14 protein-coding genes, 1 pseudogene and 2 riboswitches are annotated in these 15,553 nt (G+C 73.9%); of the genes and pseudogenes, 12 read left to right on the forward strand and 3 right to left on the reverse strand.

Translation table 11 applies throughout. From position 1 onward, the window contains the following. Positions 1 to 32 precede the first annotated feature (32 nt). From ACTWPP_RS20345 to ACTWPP_RS20370, 6 genes are all read left to right on the forward strand, one after another. A complete protein-coding gene (locus tag ACTWPP_RS20345; protein WP_443105874.1) occupies positions 33 to 365 on the forward strand; it encodes a small basic family protein in 333 nt (110 codons plus the stop codon). After that, positions 362 to 1,117 carry a DUF881 domain-containing protein gene (locus tag ACTWPP_RS20350; protein WP_443105875.1) on the forward strand — a complete coding sequence of 252 codons (756 nt, stop codon included), beginning with the start codon at positions 362 to 364 and terminating at the stop codon, positions 1,115 to 1,117. Before ACTWPP_RS20345 ends, ACTWPP_RS20350 begins: the two co-directional genes overlap by 4 nt. 312 nt (positions 1,118 to 1,429) lie before the next feature. Next, positions 1,430 to 1,966: an FHA domain-containing protein gene (locus ACTWPP_RS20355; protein ID WP_443105876.1), complete on the forward strand. Its 537-nt coding sequence runs from the start codon at positions 1,430 to 1,432 to the stop codon at positions 1,964 to 1,966. 43 nt (positions 1,967 to 2,009) lie between these two features. Then, a complete protein-coding gene (ftsR, locus tag ACTWPP_RS20360) occupies positions 2,010 to 2,741 on the forward strand; it encodes a transcriptional regulator FtsR (RefSeq protein WP_443105877.1) in 732 nt (243 codons plus the stop codon). 142 nt (positions 2,742 to 2,883) lie between these two features. Further along, the gene (locus tag ACTWPP_RS20365) at positions 2,884 to 3,354 is read left to right on the forward strand and encodes a bifunctional nuclease family protein (RefSeq protein WP_067468341.1); all 471 of its coding nucleotides are present in this window, start codon (positions 2,884 to 2,886) and stop codon (positions 3,352 to 3,354) included. 340 nt (positions 3,355 to 3,694) lie between these two features. Further along, positions 3,695 to 4,300, forward strand: a complete 606-nt coding sequence (locus tag ACTWPP_RS20370; RefSeq protein WP_443105878.1) for a MerR family transcriptional regulator — start codon at positions 3,695 to 3,697, stop codon at positions 4,298 to 4,300. A 3-nt stretch (positions 4,301 to 4,303) separates the two neighbouring features. Here ACTWPP_RS20370 and ACTWPP_RS20375 read toward each other — a convergent pair whose 3' ends face one another. Further along, entirely contained in the window at positions 4,304 to 6,799 is a 2,496-nt protein-coding gene (locus tag ACTWPP_RS20375; protein WP_443105879.1) for a lysylphosphatidylglycerol synthase transmembrane domain-containing protein, read from the reverse strand. 269 nt (positions 6,800 to 7,068) lie between these two features. Further along, a riboswitch (glycine riboswitch) is annotated at positions 7,069 to 7,163 on the forward strand. Beyond that, positions 7,164 to 7,275, forward strand: a riboswitch (glycine riboswitch). Between the two features lie 58 nt (positions 7,276 to 7,333). Between ACTWPP_RS20375 and gcvP the strand changes: the two genes are divergently transcribed. Together gcvP and ACTWPP_RS20385 are read left to right on the forward strand one after the other, a co-directional pair. Further along, the gene (gcvP, locus tag ACTWPP_RS20380; protein ID WP_443105880.1) at positions 7,334 to 10,210 is read left to right on the forward strand and encodes an aminomethyl-transferring glycine dehydrogenase; all 2,877 of its coding nucleotides are present in this window, start codon (positions 7,334 to 7,336) and stop codon (positions 10,208 to 10,210) included. A gap of 225 nt (positions 10,211 to 10,435) precedes the next feature. Further along, positions 10,436 to 11,566, forward strand: coding sequence for a tetratricopeptide repeat protein (locus tag ACTWPP_RS20385; RefSeq protein WP_443105881.1), 1,131 nt, complete (start codon positions 10,436 to 10,438; stop codon positions 11,564 to 11,566). Positions 11,567 to 11,571: 5 nt separating this feature from the next. Here ACTWPP_RS20385 and ACTWPP_RS20390 read toward each other — a convergent pair whose 3' ends face one another. Then, the gene (locus tag ACTWPP_RS20390) at positions 11,572 to 11,997 is read right to left on the reverse strand and encodes a PPOX class F420-dependent oxidoreductase (protein ID WP_443105882.1); all 426 of its coding nucleotides are present in this window, start codon (positions 11,995 to 11,997) and stop codon (positions 11,572 to 11,574) included. A 51-nt stretch (positions 11,998 to 12,048) separates the two neighbouring features. On the opposite strand from ACTWPP_RS20390, the gene ACTWPP_RS20395 reads away from it, so the two are divergent. Continuing rightward, the gene (locus tag ACTWPP_RS20395; protein ID WP_443105883.1) at positions 12,049 to 12,669 is read left to right on the forward strand and encodes an alpha/beta hydrolase family protein; all 621 of its coding nucleotides are present in this window, start codon (positions 12,049 to 12,051) and stop codon (positions 12,667 to 12,669) included. A gap of 103 nt (positions 12,670 to 12,772) precedes the next feature. Here the strand turns inward: ACTWPP_RS20395 and ACTWPP_RS20400 are convergent, their stop codons facing one another. Beyond that, complete coding sequence (locus ACTWPP_RS20400; protein WP_443105884.1) at positions 12,773 to 12,976, reverse strand: DUF5999 family protein; 204 nt, start codon at positions 12,974 to 12,976, stop codon at positions 12,773 to 12,775. A 278-nt stretch (positions 12,977 to 13,254) separates the two neighbouring features. On the opposite strand from ACTWPP_RS20400, the gene ACTWPP_RS20405 reads away from it, so the two are divergent. From ACTWPP_RS20405 to ACTWPP_RS20415, 3 genes and pseudogenes are all read left to right on the forward strand, one after another. Then, positions 13,255 to 13,983 (forward strand): (Fe-S)-binding protein, encoded by a 729-nt coding sequence (locus tag ACTWPP_RS20405; RefSeq protein WP_443105885.1) that lies wholly within the window; start codon positions 13,255 to 13,257, stop codon positions 13,981 to 13,983. A 188-nt stretch (positions 13,984 to 14,171) separates the two neighbouring features. Then, positions 14,172 to 14,865: pseudogene (locus ACTWPP_RS20410) on the forward strand (4Fe-4S dicluster domain-containing protein); the annotation flags it as partial. Positions 14,866 to 14,887: 22 nt separating this feature from the next. Next, complete coding sequence (locus tag ACTWPP_RS20415; RefSeq protein WP_443105886.1) at positions 14,888 to 15,547, forward strand: LutC/YkgG family protein; 660 nt, start codon at positions 14,888 to 14,890, stop codon at positions 15,545 to 15,547. Positions 15,548 to 15,553: the final 6 nt, after the last annotated feature.

Here is a 15,553-nt window from a genome sequence, read left to right on the forward strand (position 1 = left end):
CGGCCCGTGAGCGGGGGAGGGGTGACCCGGGAGTGATCGCGCTCATCGGGCTGGTGATCGGCGTGACGCTGGGCCTGGTGTTCCAGCCGGACGTGCCGCTCTGGCTGCAGCCGTACCTGCCGATCGCGATCGTCGCGGCGCTCGACGCCATGTTCGGCGGCGTCCGTGCCCGCCTGGAGGGCATCTTCGACGAGAAGGTGTTCGTGGTCTCCTTCGTCAGCAACACCGTCATCGCCGCGCTCATCGTCTTCCTCGGCGACAAGCTCGGCGTCGGCTCCCAGCTGTCCACCGGTGTCGTGGTCGTCCTCGGCATCCGGATCTTCTCCAACGTGGCCGGGATCCGGCGGAGGCTGTTCGGCGCATGACCGGAAACGAGAACGAGCGCGAAGACGGCCCCGCGAACGGGCGCCCTGACGCGGACGGGCGTCCGGCGGAGCCCCCCGGCCTGCGCGGGCTCGCCGGGCTGTTGAGGCCGCGAGTCAGCCGGGGCCAGCTCGCCGGCGGGCTGCTGAGCCTCCTGCTGGGCTTCGCCGTCGTCGTCCAGGTCGAGTCCACCGAGCGGGACACCACGTTCGCCACCGCGCGGCAGGACGAACTCGTCGGAATCCTGTCCGATCTGGGCCAGCGGTCCGAGCGGCTGCGAGGCGACGTGCGCGAGCTGGAGCGGACGAAGGCCGAGCTGGAACGGGACGCCGAAGGCGAGACCGCGCTGGAGGAGGCCCGCGAGCGCGCCGCCACCTACGGCCTGCTGGCGGGGACGCTCCCCGCCGAGGGGCCCGGCATCGAGATGGTGATCAGCGACCCCGGAGGCGGCGTCAAGGCGATCAACCTGCTGGACGCCCTGGAGGAACTCCGCGACGCGGGCGCCGAGGTCATCCAGGTCGACGACGTGCGCGCCGGCGTCGACACCCACTTCCTGGACGGTCCCCGCGGCATCCGGGCCGACGGGGAACTCCTCACCGCCCCGTACCGGTTCCTGGCCATCGGCGACCCCCACACGATGACGACCGCGCTGAACATCCCCGGCGGCCTGGTGAAGACCCTCCAGGGAACGGGGGCGGCCGTCCTGATCAACCCGCGCGCGAAAGTCACCGTCGGCGCGATACGGTCTCCGTAGAGGGGAACGGGGGGAGCGGTGAACCGGGCGCCCGGCACGGGCGTCGCGATCGGGGCCGTCCGCGCGGCGCCGTAGACCTGCGATCATTGACGAATGTAGTTTGGTCCAGTCGGCTCACCGTTCCAGTTGACCCCTCGGGTAATACCCGCGTAAGTTGCGGCGACCGTCGTGTGAGCGGCCGGTGAGTTGGACCGTGGTCGGGGGCGGGTCCCCGGCGTGGGTTGGTTTGATGGATGCGCGTGGCGCAGGCGGCTCCCGCTGCGGCGGGACGGCCGCGGGCGGTACGCCGATGGTAGGAGGCCGAGCCGATCGATGCCGAGCGTCTACTGCACGCAGTGCGGTCACGCCAACCCGGACGATGCCCGCTTCTGCTCGAACTGCGGCACTCCGCTGACGCGGAGTTCGCCGTCGCCGCCGCCTCCCCGCGAATCCCCCGGTGAGTCCACGTCCACGATCTCCATCGGCGGGTTCGAGGCTCTGGACACCGACGCGGGCGCCGAGGAGCCGGTCGGCCCCGACCAGATGGCCATGGAGGCGCTCCCCCCGGGGACGGCGCTGCTCGTGGTCAAGCGGGGCCCCAACGCCGGCAGCCGCTTCCTCCTCGACAAGGACCGCACGTCCGCGGGCCGGCACCCCGAGAGCGACATCTTCCTGGACGACGTCACCGTCTCCCGCAGGCACGCCGAGTTCTCCCGACAGGGCGGCGCGTTCTCCGTCCGCGACGTGGGCAGCCTCAACGGCCTCTACGTCAACCGGCAGCGGATCGACCAGGCCGCGCTGTCGGGCGGCGACGAGGTGCAGATCGGCAAGTTCCGGCTGGTGTTCCTGACCAACCCGGCGCACGGCTGACCGGCGAGCACGATACGAGGTCGCGGCGACGATGGGAGGGGCCTTGAACGCGCAGCCAGCCCGGTCCCTGATGACGATCGGGGACGTCCTCGGGCTGCTCAGGCCCGAGTTCCCCGACATCACCATCTCCAAGATCCGGTTTCTGGAGGCCGAGGGCCTGGTCGAGCCGCAGCGCAGCCCGTCCGGGTACCGCAAGTTCGGCGACGCCGACGTGGAGCGGCTCCGGTTCGTCCTCACCGCGCAGCGCGACCACTACCTTCCGCTGCGCGTCATCCGGCAGCATCTGGAGGCGTGCGACCGCGGCGAGAGCGTCCCGCCGCTCGGCTCCCCCAAGCCCGGTGACCCCGGCACCCCGCAGCGCCGTCCCCGCACGCTCGTCGCCGCCGACACCACCGCCGAGGACCCCGCCGTCCGGCTGACGCGCCGCCAGCTCCTGGACGGCGCCGGCATCGACGAGGCCCTCCTCGCCAGGCTGGAGGAGTACGGCCTCGTCCGCAGGGCCGGCGCGCACTACGAGGGCGACGCGCTCAGCATCGCGCGGGCCGCCGCGGCGCTCGGCGAGTTCGGCTTCGAGGTGCGGCACCTGCGCGCGGTCAAGGCCGCCGCCGACCGGCAGGCCGGCCTCATCGAGCAGATGGTCGCGCCGCAGCTGCGCCGCCGCAGCCGCGGCGCCCACGAGCAGGCCGCCGAGACCGCGCGGGAGATCGCGGCCCTGTCGGTCAGGCTCCACGCCGCCCTGGTATCGGCCGGTCTCCGCGAAAGCCTCGACCGCTGATCATGGGTGCCGCGGAGGATTTTGCCGGACCCGCGGCATCACGAGCTGTCCGGGCCTGGGTGTACGTTGGCTACAGGGTTCGGTCACGAATCGATCCGCTGCACGTGGTGATCCAGACAGCGAGAACCAGCAGGGAGCCGCAGTGAAGCAGATGGAGGTCGTCGGCGTCCGGGTCGAGATGCCCTCCAATCAGCCGATCGTCCTGTTGAAGGAGACGGAGGGCGATCGCTACCTGCCCATCTGGATCGGGGCGGTCGAAGCGACCGCGATCGCCTTCGCCCAGCAGGGCGTGCTGCCCGCCCGCCCCCTCACCCACGACCTGTTCCGCGACGTGCTCGACGCCCTCAGCGTCCAGCTGCGCACCGTCAACATCACCGCGCTGCGCGAAGGCATCTTCTTCGCCGACCTCATCTTCTCCAACGGCGTCGAGGTGAGCGCCCGCCCCTCCGACTCCATCGCCCTGGCCCTGCGCACCGGCGCCACGATCTTCGCCAGCGAGGACGTCCTCGAAGAGGCCGGCGTGGCCATCCCGGACGAGCAGGAGGACGAGGTCGAGAAGTTCCGCGAGTTCCTCGACACCATCTCCCCGGAGGACTTCGGCCGCGCCGGCTGACGAACCCGGAGGTCCGGCCCGCATGATCCGGGCTCCACGGGGCATGCGAAGAACGTGGTGAATGTCACTCTCGGGTGTATGTTCATGCCCTGCCGCGATTGGATGTGCATCGCCCCGGACCTGGCGGTTTTTGCCGGGCGGGCATCGGGGTAGGAGTGGTTTGGCGGTGAAGGTGCGCAGTTTGCCCACGTGAAGCCGGTTCATCCGGGCATGCGACGCGCCGACGGTGAACGTTGACCACACCCTGACCGGCACCTACCGTGCTGGTGGAACACCCGTGGTGTAATTCGTCGAACCCCCTTGACGAAGCGGCACGGGCTGATAGAAGCCGGAGGTCCGCGTGGCGGTGAGCAGCGGCGAGGGCAAGGCGACCCCCGACAGGCACATGGCGTCCCGGCGTGCCGGAGAGCAGGGCCTGCTCTTCGACACCCAGGTCTCGGCGCCGCCGGAGGATGTCGGTTACCGCGGCCCCACCGCGTGCGCGGCGGCGGGGATCACCTACCGGCAGCTCGACTACTGGGCGCGCACCAAGCTGGTGGAGCCGAGCGTACGGCCGGCGCACGGGTCGGGCAGCCAGCGGCTCTACAGCTTCCGCGACATCCTCGTCCTGAAGGTCGTGAAGCGGCTCCTGGACACCGGCGTGTCGCTGCAGCAGATACGCACGGCCGTCACCCACCTGCGGGACCGCGGCGTCAGGGACCTGGCGCAGATCACGCTGATGAGCGACGGCGTCAGCGTGTACGAGTGCACCTCGCCCGACGAGGTCGTCGACCTGCTCCAGGGCGGGCAGGGCGTGTTCGGCATCGCGCTCGGCCGGGTGTGGCAGGAGGTGGAGGGCAGCCTCGCGGAACTACCCGGTGAGCGCGCCGCCGTCGATGACGACGACCCGTCCGACCACCCCCACGACGAGCTGGCCGGCCGGCGGCGCGCCCGCCGCACCGGCTGACGGTCAGAGCGCCTCCCGCCGCTGCAGGTAGGTGAACGCGCCCCATCCCGGCAGGACCGGCAGCCACAGCGTGAGAAGCCGGTAGAGCAGCACCGCCGACGTCGCCGTCTCCGCGGTGAGCCCCGAGATCGTCAGCGCGAGGGTCAGGGCGCCCTCGACGGCGCCGAGACCACCGGGCGTCGGCGCCGCCGACCCGACCGCGTTGGCGGTGAGGAAGACCACCACGACGGTCGTCAGCGGCAGCGACCCGCCGAACGCGCGGATCGACGCGTCCAGGCAGAGCACGAACGCGACCGTCAGCAGCAGCGTCCCGCCCATCCCCGTGAACAGCTTCCGCGGCGTCTGCAGGACGTCCACCAGCCGGGGCACCACCCCCGAGAACATGCTCCTCAGACGCGACGTGACCTCCCGCCGGACCCGCGGGACGGTCAGCGCCAGCCCCGCGAGCAGCCCCAGCGACAGCACCACGATGACGATCGTGCGGGACGGCGCGAGATCCTGCGTCGCCTTCGTCGTCGAGCCGGTGAGGAACCCGAACAGGATCAGCAGCAGGATGTGCGTGACCAGCCCCACCAGCTGCGACGCGCCGACGCTCGCCACCGCCGGGCCGGGCCGCACCCCCGAGCGCTGCAGGTAGCGGGTGTTGACGGCGACGCCGCCCACGGCCGCCGGCGCCACCAGCTTCACGAACGACGCGGCGACCTGGACCAGCACCGTCCGCCCCAGCGGCAGCCTCTCCGGCACGAACCCCATCAGCATGAGCGCCGCGGCGACGTAGGTGAGGGCCGCGGCGCCCAGCGCGGCCAGCGCCCAGTGCCAGCTCGCCGCGGACGCCATGGTCGCCACGTCCAGGCTCGCCACCTGCGGGATGACGATGTAGGCCGCGATCGACAGCGCCACGATGCTGAAGATCGTCCGGGGCCGGAACCGTTCCAGCCTGGCCGGCGAGACCTCCGTCTCCGGCTTCAGCCGGATGATCTGCTCGCGGATGCGGGTCAGCACCTCCCGGTCGTGCCGCAGCGCCGTCCGGGTCGTGCGTGACAGCGCCACCCGCTGCAGCAGCGGCACCGCGGCGGCCAGGGACTCCTCGCCCAGCACCCGCGCGGCGGTGCGGACCGCCCGCTCCGGTCCCGCCCGCAGCGCGAGCGTCGTCAGCAGCTGCGCCAGGTCGAGCCGCAGCGCCAGGTCGCCCGCCGCGGTCTCCCCGGCCCGCAGGTCGGTGATGTAGGCGCGGCCGTCGTCGCCGACCACGATCGCCTCGTCCTGCAGCCGCCGGTGCGCCAGCCGGCCCGCCTGCAGCGAACGGAACTGCCGCCACACGTCCGTCAGCAGGCCGTCGGTGATCTGCTCGTCGGGGACGTCCGCGAGCCGCCGGCCCGGCACGTGCTCGAACGCCAGCAGCGCCGCCTCCGTGCCGACCTCCGACGTGCCGATAAGGCGGGGGGTCCGGGCGCCCGCGGCGTCCACCGCGTACGCCATCAGCGACTCCTGCTCCAGGGACCTGCGCAGGGAGCGCAGCGCCCGCCCGGTCGTCGTGGAGCGCAGCCGCAGCAGCCTCCAGACTCGGTACAGCAGCCCCGCCGTCTGCTGGTCGCGGTCCAGGACGCGGAGTTCGAGGTCCCATTCGCCGTGGCCGCCGGGGCGCGCCGGGAGCCGCGTGCCGTGCCCGTCGCCCCCCCCGTCCCCGTTCCCGGGACGGGGGGCCAGGGCGACGCCGTACCTGCGGGTCTCCTCGGCGCCCTCGGCGGGGTCGTCCAGGCGCGCCGCCCGCTTCGGGCGCAGCCCGAGCCGTTCGAGCGCGGCGACGACCGTCATGCCCGTGGGACGCGGGTTGGGGGTGCCGACCGCGTACAGGGTGCCGTGGCCGATGGCGCGCCCGAGGAAGTAGGTGGCGGCGAGCGCGGAGACCGAGGCGTAGCCCGCGGTGAGCCCGGTGAGCGCCGCGAGCCCGATCATCGTCCAGGTCGCGGCCTGCCACCGGGTGCGCCCGGCCATCCCCACCGCGCTGACGAACGCGATGACGGGGGCGATGTCGGTGTGCACCGGGGCCGTCTCGGTGCCGCCCCAGATCAGCGAGTCCAGGACGCCGCCGGGCGCCGCCCGCACCACCAGGTCGTCCAGCCCGATCGTGATGCCGAACGCGATCACGGCGGCCAGCAGCGCGATCGCGACGCGCGTCCCGTCCTTGTGGAACAGCCGCTCGATGCCGAACGCGATCGGCGCGGCCAGCACCCCGAAGCTGGAGATCAGCGTGGCCAGCGACAGCAGCGGCCGGGGCGCGTGCGCGGTGCCCTCGGCGATGTCGGTCTGCAGGCCGTGCGTCGTCTGCTGCGCGAACGACACCAGCAGCATCACCGCCACCAGGCCGGTCACCGACGCCGCGAACCTGAACGCGTCCGACGGGCGGCGGATCCGGTCCGGCTGGGCGGGCTCGTCGACGGGCACACCGGCGGCCGCGCCCTGCCTCGGGCGCACCGTGCCGTCGTGGGTCTGCGTCACGCCGTACCGCCGCCCTGACCATCCGTCATCGTGATCAGCGTCCCAGAACCGGCGGCGCGCCGTCGAGCGGCCGGCGGGCCGTCCGGCCGTCGCGTGTGCACCCGAAGCCCCATCTCCCGTCGTGAGGCCCCGAGGCCCGTGACCTCCCAGGTCAGACCTCCATATCGTACTCATTGGCAGAGCGGCGTGCCCGCCGGGGCGCCGGCGCCGGAAGGGGCGGGCCCGTCCCGGGGCCCGGCTTTGGGTAGGGTTTGTCGAGGACATGCCGTCGACCCTGGGCGGGAGAGACCCCACGCCGCCAGCGTGGGGCGCCGAAGGGGCAACCTCCCCGGAACCTCTCAGGCAAAAGGACCGCTCGGGCGAGGCACCTCTGGAAAGCAGGCGTCGATCCCCGCACGCGGGGAAGGGCGGCTCACCGAAGGGGAAATCCCGCCGCGCGGGCGAAGCTCTCAGGTGCCGATGACAGAGGGGGAGACCGGCCGCCGGCCCGCGCCGGCGGCGGACCTGAGCATCGCAGCCGCCAGGAGGCTCTCCATGACCGCCCAGTTCTTCGCCCCCGTGGCCTCGCCGCAGCATCCCCGTTCCACGTTCGCCGACCGGCACATCGGCCCCTCCCCGGACGACCAGGCCCGGATGCTCGCCGTCATCGGCTACTCCGGCGTCGAGGCGCTCATCGACGACGCGGTGCCCGCCGCCATCCGCACGTCCCGCCCGCTGGACCTGCCGCCCGCGCTGAGCGAGCCCGCCGCGCTGGACCGGCTCCGGGAACTCGCCGCCCGCAACACCGTCCTGACGTCCATGATCGGCCTCGGCTACCACGGGACGATCACCCCGGCCGTCGTCCTGCGCAACGTCATGGAGAACCCCGGCTGGTACACCGCCTACACCCCGTACCAGCCGGAGATCTCCCAGGGGCGCCTCGAGGCCCTGCTGAACTTCCAGACGGTGGTCGCCGACCTGACGGGGCTGCCGGTCGCGAACGCGTCCATGCTGGACGAGGGCACCGCCGCCGCCGAGGCCATGGCCCTCGCCCACCGCGTCTCCAGGCGCAAGGAGCCGGGCGCGTTCCTGGTCGACGCCGACGCCCTCCCGCAGACGATCGAGGTCGTGCGGACGCGGGCGGTCCCGCTCGGCATCGAGGTGGTCACCGCCGACCTGTCCGGCGGGCTGCCCGAGGGCGACTTCTTCGGGGTGCTGCTGCAGTACCCGGGCGCGTCCGGCGCCGTCCGCGACCTGGAGCCGGTCATCGGGCAGGCCCACGACCGCGGCGCCAAGGTGGTCGTCGCGGCCGACCTGCTCGCGCTGACGCTGCTGCGCCCGCCGGGGGAGTCCGGCGCCGACATCGCCGTGGGCTCGTCGCAGCGGTTCGGCGTCCCGTACGGGTTCGGCGGCCCGCACGCCGGCTACATGGCGGTCGGCGAGGGCATCCGGCGGCAGCTCCCCGGACGGCTCGTCGGCGTGTCCGTCGACGCCGACGGCGCCCCCGCGCACCGGCTGGCGCTGCAGACCCGCGAGCAGCACATCCGGCGCGAGAAGGCCACCAGCAACATCTGCACCGCGCAGGTCCTCCTCGCCGTCATGGCGAGCATGTACGCCGTCTACCACGGGCCGGAGGGGCTCGCGGCGATCGCCCAGCGGACGCACCGCCGGGCCGCCGAGATCGCCGCGGGGCTGCGCGCCGGCGGCGTGGAGATCGTCCACGACGCGTTCTTCGACACCGTCCTCGCCCGCGTCCCCGGCCGCGCCGCGGAGGTCGTCGCCGCGGCCCGCGAGCGCGGGATCAACCTGCGCCCCGCGGACGCCGGCCACGTGGGGATCGCCTGCGACGAGACGACGCTGCCCGAGCACGTCACCGCCGTCCTGGAGGCGTTCGGCGTCCCGGCCGCCGGCGCCGGCGGGGCGGCCGAGGCGCTCCCGGGCGCGCTGCGCCGCGAGAGCCCCTACCTGACCCACCCGGTCTTCCGCGCGCACCGCTCCGAGACCGCGATGCTGCGCTACCTGCGCAGGCTCCAGGACAAGGACATCGCGCTCGACCGCTCCATGATCCCGCTCGGCTCCTGCACGATGAAGCTGAACGCCACCGCCGAGATGGAGCCGGTCACCTGGCCTGAGTTCGCGAACATCCACCCGTTCGCGCCCGTCGACCAGGCCGCCGGATACGTCGAGCTGATCGGCGAACTGGAGCACGCGCTCGCCGAGATCACCGGGTACGCCGAGGTGTCGGTCCAGCCGAACGCCGGCTCGCAGGGCGAGCTGGCCGGCCTGCTCGCCATCCGCGGGTACCACGCGTCCCGCGGCGAGCAGCACCGGGACGTGTGCCTGATCCCGTCGTCCGCGCACGGCACCAACGCCGCCAGCGCCGTCATGGCCGGGATGCGCGTCGTCGTCGTGAAGTGCGACGAGGGCGGCAACGTCGCCCTCGACGACCTGCACGCCAAGATCGGCGAGCATGGCGGCCGGCTCGCCGCGATCATGGTGACGTATCCGTCCACGCACGGCGTCTTCGAGGAGTCGATCACCGACGTGTGCGCGGCCGTGCACGAGGCGGGCGGCCAGGTCTACGTGGACGGCGCCAACCTCAACGCGCTCGTCGGCCTGGCCCGTCCCGGCGAGTTCGGCTCCGACGTCTCGCACCTCAACCTGCACAAGACGTTCTGCATCCCGCACGGCGGCGGCGGCCCCGGCGTCGGCCCGATCGGCGTCCGCGAGCACCTGGCCCCCTTCCTGCCGAACCACCCGCTCCGCGCGGAGGCCGGCCCGCAGACGGGCGTGGGCCCGATCTCCGCGGCGCCGTGGGGCTCGGCGGGCATCCTGCCGATCTCCTGGGCGTACATCGCGATGATGGGCCCGGACGGACTGCGCGCCGCCACCGAGAGCGCGATCGTCGGCGCCAACTACCTCGCCGCCCGCCTCGCGCCGCACTACCCGATCCTGTACACCGGCCGCAACGGCCTCGTCGCCCACGAGTGCATCGCCGACCTCCGCAAGATCACGAAGGAGACCGGGATCACCGCCGAGGACGTCGCCAAGCGGCTCATCGACTACGGCTTCCACGCCCCGACCCTGTCGTTCCCCGTCGCCGGCACCCTGATGATCGAGCCGACCGAGTCCGAGGACCTCGCCGAGCTCGACCGGTTCTGCGACGCCATGATCGAGATCCGCCGGGAGATCCGGCGCGTCGCCGACGGCGGCTACGACCGCGAGGACAACCCGCTCAGGAACGCCCCGCACACCGCCGCCTGCCTGATCTCCGACGACTGGAAGCACGCCTACACCCGCCAGGAGGCCGCCTACCCCGTCCCCGCCCTCCGCGACGACAAGTACTGGCCGCCCGTCCGCCGCATCGACCAGGCCTACGGCGACCGCAACCTCATCTGCTCCTGCCCGCCCCCGGACGCCTTCGAGGATTGAGCCGGCCCGGGCGCGACCACATGAGGACGCAAGGGACCCGGTTGCACCGGCCACCGGCGACCCCGGGCGTTGCCGATCGGGTGCGAAGCCGCGTTCGAGCCTGCGAGAACCCGAGCGCGCAGCGAGCCGCCGGGCGAGTCGGAGCGATGCGGCGATCGCCGCGGTGCCCGCCGAAGGAGGGCGCTCCGGCACCCGGGGCCGAGGACACTGCAATAAGCTCGCCGGATGAGCGAGTCAGCGGAGCGTGTGTCCGACGACCCGGCGCAGTTGTGCGAGCAAGCGCGGAACCTCGCCGAGAACGGCGAGGCGGAGCGGGCGGCGCTGCTGTTCGAGAAGGTGCTCGCGCTCGGCGAGACGCCCTGCCGGGCTCAGGCCGCGCTGGGCCTGGCCGTCGTCCTCGACGACTCCGGTGACGTCGAGAGGGCGCGGGAGGCGGACCGGGCCGCGATCGCCACCGGGGACCCCGAGTACGGGCCGCGCGCCGCCTACCATCTCGCCCTCACGCACGAGCGGGCCGGTGAGCACGGCCAGGCGGCGCCCGCCTGGCGGGTGGTGGTCGACTTCGGCAACGCCGCCTACCTTCCGCCCGCCCACCTGGCGCTCGCCAGGATCGCCGACGATGCCGGCGAGTTCGACGCGGCGCGCGAGCACTGGGAGGCGGTGATCGGGACCGGTGACGCCGAGTACGGGCCGCCCGCCGCGCACGACCTGGCGGAGCGGCTGCTGGAACGCGGCGATCCCGCGCGGGCGCAGCGGATCCTCGCCGCCGGGCTCAGGCTGATCGACCGGGGCACCGCCCCGTACGCCTACGCGCGGCTCGCCGTCGCGCTCGGCATCTCCTACCTCGATCAGGCGATCGGCGCGTTCGGCGCGGCGCTGGGGGAGGAGCCGCCCGACCCGGAGGTGGGGCCGCTGGCCACCGAGCTGCTGGCGCGGACGCTGCCGCTGCGGGGCCGCGCGGCCGAGGCGGGCGAGGTGTGGCGGCGGGGGCTGGCCGACCCGGGCACCGCGGGGCAGGTGCGGGCGCGGCTGCGCCGCGACTTCGGCGAGGGCGAGGAGGACGGCGACCCCGCCGACCTGTGGTGGGAGCCGGTCGTCGAGCAGGCCGTGTCGGACGGGACGCTCCCCGCGCTCACCGGTGAGGCGTTCGGCGCCCTCGACCACATGTACGCGCTCCTCGCCGTCCGGTACGCCGACGCCCCGGCCGAACGGCGGCCGGGCGAGACGCACGACGTGCTCGGCAGGGCGGTGCGGGTCCCGAGCGGCTACGCGTGGGGCCCGCTGCTGCACGAGAGCTTCGCCGAGCGGCTCCGCCTCGCCACGGGCACGCCCGTCCCCGGCTGGCCCGACGACTGAACCCGTCAGTGCGCGATGGCGCGCTCGGCGACCACCTTGGTGATGCGGGCGCGGACGAGGTACTCGGTGGGGACGGCGTTGCGGGCCCCGAACTCCTCGGCGCGTTCCGCGCCCATGTAGCGGCGGCCGATGACGGTGGCCCAGCGGCGCATCTCGTCGGGGTCCTCGATGAGGGACGCCTCGGCCTGGATCAGCACGTAGGAGAACGGCGGCGTCTGGTCGTCCACGCAGATGGAGACGCGCGGGTCGCGGGCCAGGGTACGGCCCTTGACGGTGTCGCGGCCGGTGTTGAACAGCACTTCGTCGCCGTCGAGGACGAACCAGATCGGCGTGACGTGCGGCGCCCCGTCCTTGCGGGTGACGCCCGCCTTGCCGGTGCGGGTGCCCTCGGACACGAAGGCGCGCCATTCGCTGTCGGTCATCTTCTCCATGGGGACAGTCTGCCGCAGTGATCGCTCGGGAGGGCGGCTACGGTGAACGGCATGGAGATCCTGACCGCGCACGGGCCGGCGGAGGTGACGCTGGACGAGGTGGCCGGACCGGCGTTCCTGCTGGTGCTGACGCACGGGTCGAACGGGGGAGTGGGCGCGCCCGACCTGCTCGCCGTGCGGGAGACCGCGCTCGGTCTCGGCGGCGCCGTCGCGCGGGTGACGCAGCCGTTCCGGCTCGCCGGGCGCCGCGCGCCGGGCCCCGCCGCGAAGCAGGACGAGGCGTGGCTGGAGATCGTCGGCGCGGTGCGGGACGGTTTCGGGGACGTCCCGCTGATCCAGGGCGGGCGGAGCAACGGTGCCCGGGTGGCGTGCCGGACGGCGGCGGCCGCCGGCGCGGCGGGCGTCCTGGCGCTGGCGTTCCCGCTTCACCCGCCGCGCGACCCGGAGAAGACCCGGGTGGGGGAGCTGCGTTCGGCGGGGGTGGAGGTCCTCGTCGTCAACGGTGACCGTGACCCGTTCGGGATGCCGGACGCGGCGGACGCGGCGCATGTCGCGGTGCTGGCGGGGGAGCGGCACGATCTCAACCGGGACCCCGCCGCGGCCGGGAGGGCGGCGGAGCCGTGGTTGCGGAGATGGGCGGCCCGTCCGGTGCGGACGGGCGGCCGGGAGTAGCGGATCTGCTCCGGGCCCCGTGCGGGGCCCAGAGACTGCGGGCAGGTGGCCGTGCCCCCGAGGATGATCATCCGTTCGAACTAGTCCCCCGTGGAGACCCCGTTCAAGCGGCGGACGGAGCCTGAAGGTCCGTCGGCCGGTGCGGTGCGATGACTCCCCCGTCGGGCAGCAGCTCACCGGTGTCCTCGAAGAGCACGACGCCGTTGCACAGCAGGCTCCACCCCTGCTCGGGGTGTGAGGCCAGCGTCCGGGCGGCGTCGCGGTCGGGTGCAGTGTGCGAGGGACAGGGCGGCTGGTGCGGGCACATCGTGGTGCCTCCGGTCTCAACTACTTGGTCGGTTGTGGTGCTTTCCCTAATTGACGCACCCCAGTGTGGAACGGTTCGCCATCACCGGCTATAGCCCGTTGGGAGGGTTGTCCGTTGGTACCGGGGTACCGGAGTGTTGTGACCCGTCTCACCCCGAGGTGCCAGGCATAGCGTCCCTCCCGCACGTAACGGCCGAAGAACGACACGCCGTCGGGGCGTGAAACCCCTACGATGTTCGGCGGGAACGGCCTTTGCGAGGCGTGGGGGGAGTGAGGCCGGTGCGGGTCTCCCTTTCCGTCGCCTGCTTCGACGACGCGCTGTTCCCCGATACCGGGAAGGCCGTGACCGCCCTGCTGGAGCGGCTGGGGCACGAGGTCGTCTACCCGCCGGGGCAGACGTGCTGCGGCCAGATCCACTGGACGACCGGCTACCACCGCGAGGCCGCCGGCCTCGCCCGCGCGTACACGGCCGCGTTCGAGGGCACCGAGGTCGTGGTCGCCGCGTCGGCGTCCTGCGCGGCCGCCGTCCGCGACGCCTATCCCCGGATCGCGCGGGCGGCCCGTGACCCGGGCCTGGCCCGCGCCGCCGAGGCCCTCACCGTCTGCGAGCTGACGGAGTTCCTCGTCGACGTCCTCGGCGTCACCGACGTCGGCGCCTACTTCCCGCACCGGGTCACCTACCATCCGTCCTGCCAGTCCGCCCGCACGCTCGGCGTGGGAGACCGGCCGCTGCGGCTGCTGCGCGCGGTCAAGGGCCTCGACCTGGTGGAGCTGCCCGCGGCCGGGGAGTGCTGCGGGTTCGGCGGCGCCTTCGCGATGAAGAACGCGGACGTGTCGGTCGCGATGGTCGCCGACAAGGTCAGGCACATCCGCGACACGGGCGCCGACGTGGTGTGCGCGGTCGACAACTCCTGCCTCGCCCACATCGGCGGCGCGCTGTCCCGGCTGCGCGGCGGCGTCCGCACCATGCACCTGGCCGAGATCCTCGCCGAGACGGGGCCGGCGTGACCGGCTCCTCCCCGCGGACGACCCCGCCCTCCGCCGGGACGAGCGGGCCGGTGCCGCTGCCGACGCCGAAGTTCGCCGCCGCGGCGCGGTCCGCGCTGGCCGACACGCGGCTGCGCCGCAACCTGCGCGGCGCGACCGCGGCGATCAGGGAGCGGGAGGCCGCCGCGGCCGCGGAGCCCGCCGACTGGGAGGTCGTCCCGACCTGGGCGGACATGGAGGTGTTCCTCCAGCTGCTGCCGCGGTCGTCGTCGGGAGACCGGATGACCCCGTACGTCTCGACGTGGACGGGGGTGTCGCCGGGCGACGGGCCGCGCGAGTTCCACCTCGTCCTGCTCGACAACGGCCGCACCAGGGCCCCTCGCCGACGAGGTCGGACGCGCTGCGCTGCGCTGTATCGGCTGCTCGGCCTGCATGAACGTCTGTCCCGTCTACGAACGGACGGGCGGGCAGGCCTACGGGCCGGTCCATCCCGGGCCGATCGGCGCGATCCTCACCCCGCAGATGCGCGGCGTGGAGAGCGCCGCCGACGCGTCGCTGCCGTACGCGTCCACGCTGTGCGGAGCCTGCGCCGACGTGTGCCCGGTGAAGATCGACATCCCGGACGTGCTGGTCCATCTGCGCGGGAAGGTGGTCGAGTCGCGCCGCAGGCGTCCGGTCCCGACGCCGGAGCTGGTGCTGATGCGCGGCCTCGCCTGGACGATGGGCGACCCGCGCCGCCACGAGACGGCGCTGCGGCGCGGCACCCGGTGGGCGCGGCTGCTGTCGCGCGGCGGCCGGATCCGCCGGCTGCCCGGCCTGCTCGGCAAGTGGACGGAGGCCCGCGACCTGCCCGCGCCGCCGGCCGAGAGCTTCCGCGCCTGGTGGACGCAGAGGCGGCCGTGACGGCGGGGACGCGGAGGCGGCCGTGACCGCCGGCGGCGGCGCCGGGTCGCGGGGGGAGGTGCTGCGGCGGGTGCGGGAGGCGCTCGGCGGGGCCCGCGGCGCGCGTCCGCCGGTGCCGCGCGGCTACGCGCGACGGCTGCCCGAGCAGGAGGCGGCGACCAGGGCGGACGTCATCGCTCTGTTCACCGAGCGGGTCGCCGGGAACCGGGCGGCGGTGCGGCATGTGAGCGCGGACGAGCTGGGCACCGCGGTGGCCGCCGCGCTGTGGGGGCGGGAGGTCAAGCAGATCGTCGTCCCGGCGGACCTGCCGTTCGGGTGGCTCGCGGAGCTGGACGGGGTCCGGGCGCTGGCCGACACCCCGGCGGTCGACCTCGGCGCCCTCGCCGCCGTGGACGGCGTGGTCACCGGCTGCGCGGTGGCCGTGGCGCAGACCGGCACGGTGATCCTGGACGGGGGCCGCGCGCAGGGGCGGCGGGCGCTGTCCCTCGTCCCCGGCTACCACCTGTGCGTGGTGCACGCCGACCAGATCGCGGGGACGGTGCCGGAGGCGGTCGGTCGGCTCGACCCGGCCCGCCCGCTGACGTGGATCAGCGGCCCGTCCGCGACCGACGGCATCGAGATGGTCCGGGTGGAGGGCGTCCACGGCCCCTGCCACCTGGAGGTCCTCGTCGTAGAGGACTGAACGGGC

This window comes from Actinomadura sp. 3N407 (assembly GCF_052245875.1).
Lineage (GTDB): Bacteria > Actinomycetota > Actinomycetes > Streptosporangiales > Streptosporangiaceae > Spirillospora.